Raw genomic sequence first — 6,863 nt, forward strand, 5'->3', positions numbered from 1 at the left:
GGCACGCTAGGACTTGCTTGGGTTGATCCGGGCGATTTGGTCGAAATCACTCCAGTCGGGCGCCAATTTCTAGAGGGGGATGACAAGGCGGCAATCCTAGCTGCCCAATCGCGGCGTTACCAATTTTGGAACCCTTCCATCGGTGCCACCGTCCATCAAGCCGTGCGACTCCACCCCGTCCCATTTCTGGTGCGGCTTTTGCAATCCATTGGCGATGGCATCACAGCAACCGAGTACACGCTGTTTGTCGCCAAGGCGAAGCGGATCGAGGACGTCGACAAGGTGCTCGATCAGATTGAAGCCTTCCGCGCTCTCGAGCCAGAGCAACAGGCGGAGATCATACGGCAGCTCAACGCCTACCAGATCGGCGGCACCAAGCGTGGCTCCCTCATCAACACCGTTAGACTCGGCCGATCCTACGCCATGCGCATGTGGGAGCTTTCGGAACTGTTCGACGTCGGCGATGGCCACCGGCTGTTACTCCGCAAGGGCGTGATACGTGGCGAGACACGCCGATGGATCGAGGACTATGCCGCCAACGGCACCTACATCGAGTTTGGCAGCGAGAAAGCCTTCTTCGCTTGGATGGGCGACCCGGACGCCAAAGCGGACCGCCAGACAGCCCTAGACATCTATACCGAGCGTGGCGACATCGAATCTGCTGCGTTGGTAAAAAAGAGCCTGGGCGCAAGCACCTCAGACCTAAAGAAATTCAAGCGCATGATGCTGAGCGAAAAGACACTTGAGGACTCGATAGAAGGCAATTTCACCGCATTTGCCACTTTCGTGAAGCGCCCACTGGAATTCGTAGGCAGGCAGTACGAAACGACTGTTGGCCCGATCGACATCCTTGCCCGCGACAAGAGGACGAAGGGGTATGTCGTCATCGAGCTCAAAAAAGGGCGTGCCGCCGACAAGGTGTTCGGTCAGCTATCGCGTTATATGGGCTGGGTGAAAAAGAACTTGGCCGGAAATGCGCCGGTCTCCGGTATGATCGTCGGAACAACCATCGACGAGAAGCTACGTGCCGCCCGTGATGCTCACGATACCAAGATCGATCTGGTGACTTATTCGAGCCGAATGTCGTTTAAGGTAGAATAAGTAGGCCTCCTTAAAAACTCCGTTCGGACCAGATCTAGATCTGCCCTTATCCATTATAGGGGGCGGTGGCGAACAGCCGCCATCGACGGCTTCTTGCTGAAGGTCCAGGAAGGCGCAGCGTCTCCGGCCCAACGGCAATCAGCGGAGCGGCATGGAGGCATAGCCGAAATGGATTGCCTAGTGGGTTGTCATTTTAAATGACAATTCTGCTCTTCAGGGCTATCATCACCCCATGTTCAAGGCCGCCATCCGGGTCAACAAGATCTCCACCATCGCCCAGCTGCGCGGGGCGTCACTGCATGCCGAGCGCCATGACGAGACCGGCAAGGCCCGGGTCCGTGAGGGGGCGGAAGCGGGGTTCGGGCTGGCATGGTCCAAGGCAGAGGGGAATGACCGCGACTATCTCGCTGCCTTCAAGGCCCACAAGGCCGAGTTGGGCGCGGGTGAACGGAAAAACGCGCCGCTCTGCCTGCAGGCCATCTGCGTGATCTCGCCGGAATGGGTGGAACAGGCCGGCGATCTGCATGACGCAGGCAACCCACGCAACCGCCAGCTCTTCGATCAGGCGAAGGCATGGGCTGAGAGCTGGGGCGGCGCGGGGTCAGTGACGGCAACGCGCCTCGATCTCGACGAAAAGGGTGGGGCCGTGGTCGATGTGTTGGTCGCCCCCGTCCGTGACAGCCGTGGCAAGCCGGTGATCTCCACCAACAAGGCCCTGCGCGAACTGAAGGAGGCCACCGGCGAGCGGAACGAATATGCCGCCCTGCAGACCTCCTGGGCCGAATGGTGCCAGGCACATCTGGACCGCGAAATCGTTCGCGGCACCCGAAAGGAGTTGACGCAGCGCCAGCACCTCTCGCCGGAAACCTATGGGGCGGTCATGGACAAAGCCCGGGAGGCCGTCCAGAGGCCCGCAGAGAGCCTCAGAGGGGCCTTGCAGGCCGTTGACCTGTCCTGGGAGGATACGGACCTCCTGCGGGACTACTTACTGCTCAGGGGCGAAATCAGCCGCCACAGAGAGGAGCCACGCGGTTATGAGCCACCGCCGGGCGAGATTGACGAGGATTGGGTCACGCAAGTCGCCGCGGAAACCCCGAATTCCTGGAAGCTGATCTCAGCCTTCCGCAAAGGGGCTGAGAGGATCGTGGAAGCCGCCTATCGCTTCGGGATGGGCTGGGATGATCTGCAGCGGCCAGATGGGCATGAGCGGGGCCGTGAATGGTTCCCTACCCTTGCCGACCGGCTGCATCTGGGCGCGGTGATCGCCAAATGCGGACAGTTCTGTGCCTATGCCGAAGCCTTCGTCAAAAGCTTCCGGGTTCAGGATTCCGAACGCCATCTGCAACCGGACCGGCTTTGGCCAGAACGGGCATCGGAGCTGGTGGGGCGCTACAACCGCCACCTGGGCTTTGATCTTCCTCAGCATGTCGAACCTGTCCACGAGCGCCAGAGGGATGCAGTTCAGGAAACCCGTGAGACTCAGGCCGAACAGCAGAACAGCAGTCGGGACGTTGGGGATGATTACGGGCTTTGACCCCTAGTGTTAGTATAGTTACCTACGGAGTAAGTTACGGACCCGAAAATCTGCCTTAATCAACTGTTTCAAAATAAAAAAACTATCCACAGGGTTCCGAAACTAACGAATCTTGGTTCCGAAACTAACGAATCTTGGTTCCGAAACTAACGAATGGATTCAGGCCCGGAACCGGGTCCTGATATAACGAACTTGACGAGACGGTCACTCCTGCCCGATGCTGGTTCCTGATGTAACGAACTTGACCAAGGCGGATGGATGCCCCTGCTCCCCGATAGACATCCCCAGAAGGACTTCTTCATCCTCGACATCTCTGATGTCGTGCCGAAGGACGACATGGCCTCGATGGAGCATCCGCTGTTCTCGCTCGCCACCAAGCCAGACATGCGCCACCTCGAATACCGCAGCGGAGACAACCGGCTGAAAATCGTGCCGTCCGGGGTAGGCCTGCCCACGATCTTCGACAAGGACATCCTGATTTTCTGCGTGAGCCAGCTCATGCACCGCAAGAACCGGGGCGAGAAGATCGGAAAGCGGGTGCGGTTCAGCGCCCGCGAGCTGATGATTACCACCAACCGCAAAACGGGGGGGATCGAGTATCAGCGTCTGGAGCAGGCGTTCCAGAGGCTTATCGGCACGACCTTCCAGACCGATATTCAGACGGGAAACAGGCGCGAAACGCGCTTCTTCAGCCTGCTTGAATCGGGCAGCGGGTTCGTCATGAAGGAAGAGGGGAAGTGGCGGCTCGACTATTGCGAGGTGATCCTGTCCGACTGGGTGATGCGCGCGATCGAGGGTGACGAGGTTGTGACGATCTCGAACGACTATTTCCGCCTGCGCCGCCCGCTTGAACGCCGCCTGTATGAGATCGGGCGCAAGCACTGCGGCGGCCAGCCGAAATGGCAGATCGGCCTCGCCAAACTTCAGGAAAAGACCGGCAGCAATGCCCTCCTGAAGAAGTTCCGGCTAAACATCCGCCAGATCATCGAGGACGATCACACACCCTTCTATCGCATGGAACTGACGGAAGATGATTTGGTGATCTTCCGTCCGCGTTCGCCGCAGAGAGAGCTCATACCCGAGATCAGAGTGCCGGAATGGGCCGAGGATAAAGCAAGGGCCGTCGCCAGGGAAAAAGGCCGGGATTACTACGCTCTGCGCTCTGACTGGCTGGCGTTTGCCAGATCGGAAGTCGCCAAGGGGAACCCCCCAAAAAACGCTGGTGCTGCACTTGTAGCTTACTGCAAGCAGCAATGCACCCTTAGGTGACCCTCTCTGAGGGGCGGCAGAAGGCCCCAAGGGCGGCCATACCCGCAGTCTCGGCTACCCGCCCAACCAAAAATCAAACCGCCCACCCACGGCCATCTCCGCGGCCCTACGCCCGCATCCGCAAAACGCGATGCCTCTGGTGTCGGTTGATGATCGCGATGACTTGCATCCCGTATTTCTTGATCTGATTTCGGTCCGTATTCTTTTTCAGGTGGGCTGGGGGGCCAAAGATCAGCTCGGCTGCGTCGTGCGGCTTGCTGGTAACAAGCCAGTCAATCATGGCCCTGCGAAGAATCCCGCACTTCCTGCATTCGGCCGTTGCCGGATTCTCAGCGTAAATCACGGTCTCACGAAAATTGACCAGCTGTTGGCGTAGATCAGCATCTTCTAGCATTGGAACCTCCGTAGAAATCGCCTCCCGTTTCGGGAGGGACCGAACGCTTCGGTCACCAAACGAAGTCCCTTCGGGACGTGCGCGCATGTGCTCGCGCGCGCGAGCACATGCGCGCACGTGAAGCGCCGTTTTTATTTCGGCTTTTTAGGTGGCTCGCTTCGGGCGGAGCTTATTGCCCACCCGCTCCCGCCAAACGCGACCAAAAGCTACGCTTCAATGGCGCTGCGGCTTTCTCACGCTGATCAGTCAGAAGTGCGTTCAAACGCGACCGCTCCGCCTCTGCCCCGTCTAGGCGCGCGCGCAGATCCCCGATCTGATCTACAAGCTGATCGCGCTCGCGCTCACGCTCGGCAGTCATGGCGTCGATCTGCTCTCGAAGCATCTTAACCTCAACGCTCAAGGCGCTGTTTTCCTGCGTTTCCACATGGGTTTCAGTTTGGTTTTCACGCCCGTTCGGAAACGGGTTCGCAGACATCCACCGCGAAAGCTCTGACGGATCAATCTGCCAGCGCCCCTTTTCGTCCTTCTGTGCAGACATACCACCGGAATTAAGGGATTTTGAGAGCGTCCCCTTCGAACGCCGTGCGGCCTTTGCCGCCTGCCCAAGCGTCAGTTTCATGGTGTTTCCGCCTGTATCCTACGGGGTTTCCCCTTGGTTTTATTGCCGTTCAAGATACATGCATTGGAAACGCCAGCCAAGGCCGCTTGTATGCATCTCAAATGAGATACATACTGCTCTCAGAAACAGGAGGTCGTGCCGTGCCCGCCCATACCTCGATGCTCCATGTTCGCGTGGACGAGCAGATCAAAATCCAGGCAATCGATGCTTTGTCCGGTGTTGGTCTGACGCTTTCGGATGCAGTACGCATCCTGCTAACCCGTATTGCTGCCGAGGGTGGCCTGCCCGCCGGTTTGACCACCGACCCTAAAGCCTATGACGCCTGGTTCCGCATCAAGGTACGAGAGGCGTTGGCCGATTCCCGTTCGGCTACGGCGCACGACCAGGTGCTGCAGGAGACACGCGCCCTGATCGACGGGAGACGCCGTGCCTAAGCTTGAATGGAAATCCCCAGCAGTCGCTGACCTGTTGTCGATTGCACCTCGGATGCTGCTGTTGCCCGGGCAGGATATCGGCACTACGCCAGCAAGCGCGCCGTCGCTGGGGCCTTGGTATTCCAGCCGCAACCATTCTATAACCTAGAGGGATGCAGATGAATCAGATCGTCGGTACATTGAGTGGCACTCACGTTCTTGAAAAGATGACTGGCAGCTTCCAAGCGGGAGCTGCTGCTGATGTGATGCGCCTGCTTCCTGATAGTTGTATCGACCTGATCGTTACATCACCGCCGTACTGGACAGCCGTTGAATATGACGGCGAAAGCACCGAATGGGCGACCTACGAAGCTTATCTCGATGACATGCAGCGCGTCTGGAACGAATGCGCCCGGGTGCTGCGTCCCAATGGCAAGTTGTGCATCAACGCCCCCATCATGCCTATTCCCAAGGCTGTGATCGAGCAGCACACCCGGCACCTTAAGAATATCGCCTTTGACCTCGAAGCGCGCATCCTCGCCGGCACGGACCTCGAGCGTTATAGTCTCTTCGTTTGGCAGAAGCAGACGTCGAAGATGATGTTCGGCAGTTATCCACAGCCGGGCAACATACTCGAGAACAACACGATTGAGTTTATCAACGTTTATGTAAAGCCGGGCAAGCCGCCGAAATTCTCCGACAAAGTGAAGGAAGCAAACAAGCTATCGCGGACGGAGTGGATGGATCTCGCGCAGCAGGTCTGGTTCATGTACCCTGAAGACGTCAAGCGCGAAGAGGGTCATCCCGCACCGTTCCCCGAAAAGCTTCCGGCACGGCTTATCCGCCTCTACACCAACGGGGCTACCGAAAGCTTCCCCGGCGAGATCGTGCTCGATCCGTTTGTCGGTACCGGCACCACCTGTGTCGTCGCCGAACGCATGGGACGCCGCTGGATTGGCATCGATGTCAGCGAGCGCTATCTCGACTACGCGCGGCGGCGGATGAGGCGGCTCGACCCAGCGGCTCCGTTGCTACTCGTCGGTCGTGGCAAGTATCCTAGCAAGGATGAACTCATGGCGCTCGCTGCCGAGGAAGCGGGCACGTCAGGAGCGCAGGCGGCTGCCAAGCATCGCCGGAAGACGTATGGTCGCGGAGCTTCTGACCGCGATGACGGGCAATTGCTGCTGGTCTAATGCCGAAGATCACCCGCCCGATCTTGCCCGCTAAGTGGAAGCGGTTCATCAGCACCTACGCCAACGACCATGCCTATTGGTATCAACCGAAGGGGCTGGCGGTAACCGTGGAATCCGTACACGAGCGCCTCGCGCCTTTGGCCTATTTCGAAGGCACCCGTCCTTGGCGGGAATGCCAAGAATACTACGTTAAGCAGCTCAACGACCTCGGCATTTCGGGTGCGGAAGGCCCTGCATTGGCGCGCATGCTCAAGCAAGTGGTTGGCACGCTAGGACTTGCTTGGGTTGATCCGGGCGATTTGGTCGAAATCACTCCAGTCGGGCGCCAATTTCTAGAGGG

General features: G+C 58.6%; 8 protein-coding genes. 6 read left to right on the forward strand and 2 right to left on the reverse strand.

Annotation, left to right across the window (positions count from 1 at the left end; translation table 11 throughout):
• From Q1A36_RS20830 to Q1A36_RS20840, 3 genes are all read left to right on the forward strand, one after another.
• The coding region (locus Q1A36_RS20830) for an AlwI family type II restriction endonuclease (protein WP_299848005.1) at positions 1 to 1,101 on the forward strand (1,101 nt) is incomplete at its 5' end.
• 232 nt (positions 1,102 to 1,333) lie between these two features.
• The gene (locus tag Q1A36_RS20835) at positions 1,334 to 2,635 is read left to right on the forward strand and encodes a hypothetical protein (protein ID WP_299848008.1); all 1,302 of its coding nucleotides are present in this window, start codon (positions 1,334 to 1,336) and stop codon (positions 2,633 to 2,635) included.
• Positions 2,636 to 2,893: 258 nt separating this feature from the next.
• Positions 2,894 to 3,904 (forward strand): replication initiator protein A, encoded by a 1,011-nt coding sequence (locus Q1A36_RS20840; RefSeq protein WP_299848010.1) that lies wholly within the window; start codon positions 2,894 to 2,896, stop codon positions 3,902 to 3,904.
• 106 nt (positions 3,905 to 4,010) lie between these two features.
• On the opposite strand, the gene Q1A36_RS20845 is transcribed toward Q1A36_RS20840, so the two are convergent.
• Complete coding sequence (locus tag Q1A36_RS20845; protein WP_299848011.1) at positions 4,011 to 4,298, reverse strand: hypothetical protein; 288 nt, start codon at positions 4,296 to 4,298, stop codon at positions 4,011 to 4,013.
• A gap of 169 nt (positions 4,299 to 4,467) precedes the next feature.
• The gene (locus Q1A36_RS20850; protein WP_299848013.1) at positions 4,468 to 4,917 is read right to left on the reverse strand and encodes a hypothetical protein; all 450 of its coding nucleotides are present in this window, start codon (positions 4,915 to 4,917) and stop codon (positions 4,468 to 4,470) included.
• Between the two features lie 140 nt (positions 4,918 to 5,057).
• Here Q1A36_RS20850 and Q1A36_RS20855 point away from each other — a divergent pair, with 140 nt between their 5' ends.
• The 3 genes from Q1A36_RS20855 to Q1A36_RS20865 all read left to right on the forward strand — a co-directional run.
• Positions 5,058 to 5,351, forward strand: a complete 294-nt coding sequence (locus Q1A36_RS20855) for a type II toxin-antitoxin system RelB/DinJ family antitoxin (RefSeq protein ID WP_299848015.1) — start codon at positions 5,058 to 5,060, stop codon at positions 5,349 to 5,351.
• A gap of 158 nt (positions 5,352 to 5,509) precedes the next feature.
• Positions 5,510 to 6,523, forward strand: coding sequence for a site-specific DNA-methyltransferase (locus tag Q1A36_RS20860; RefSeq protein WP_299848017.1), 1,014 nt, complete (start codon positions 5,510 to 5,512; stop codon positions 6,521 to 6,523).
• Positions 6,523 to 6,863 (forward strand): hypothetical protein (locus tag Q1A36_RS20865; RefSeq protein ID WP_299848019.1); only part of this gene is annotated, 341 nt, incomplete at its 3' end. The genes Q1A36_RS20860 and Q1A36_RS20865, both read left to right, overlap by 1 nt.

Origin of the sequence: uncultured Paracoccus sp., assembly GCF_947487305.1 — a bacterium.
GTDB lineage: Bacteria > Pseudomonadota > Alphaproteobacteria > Rhodobacterales > Rhodobacteraceae > Paracoccus.

What these genes read in the sequence shown, in the direction of transcription:
- Q1A36_RS20845 (WP_299848011.1), bottom strand. Translation starts at nt 4,298, where the DNA reads ATGCTAGAAGATGCTGATCTACGCCAACAGCTGGTCAATTTTCGTGAG.
- Q1A36_RS20860 (WP_299848017.1), top strand. Translation starts at nt 5,510, where the DNA reads ATGAATCAGATCGTCGGTACATTGAGTGGCACTCACGTTCTTGAAAAG.
- Q1A36_RS20835 (WP_299848008.1), top strand. Translation starts at nt 1,334, where the DNA reads ATGTTCAAGGCCGCCATCCGGGTCAACAAGATCTCCACCATCGCCCAG.
- Q1A36_RS20850 (WP_299848013.1), bottom strand. Translation starts at nt 4,917, where the DNA reads ATGAAACTGACGCTTGGGCAGGCGGCAAAGGCCGCACGGCGTTCGAAG.
- Q1A36_RS20840 (WP_299848010.1), top strand. Translation starts at nt 2,894, where the DNA reads ATGCCCCTGCTCCCCGATAGACATCCCCAGAAGGACTTCTTCATCCTC.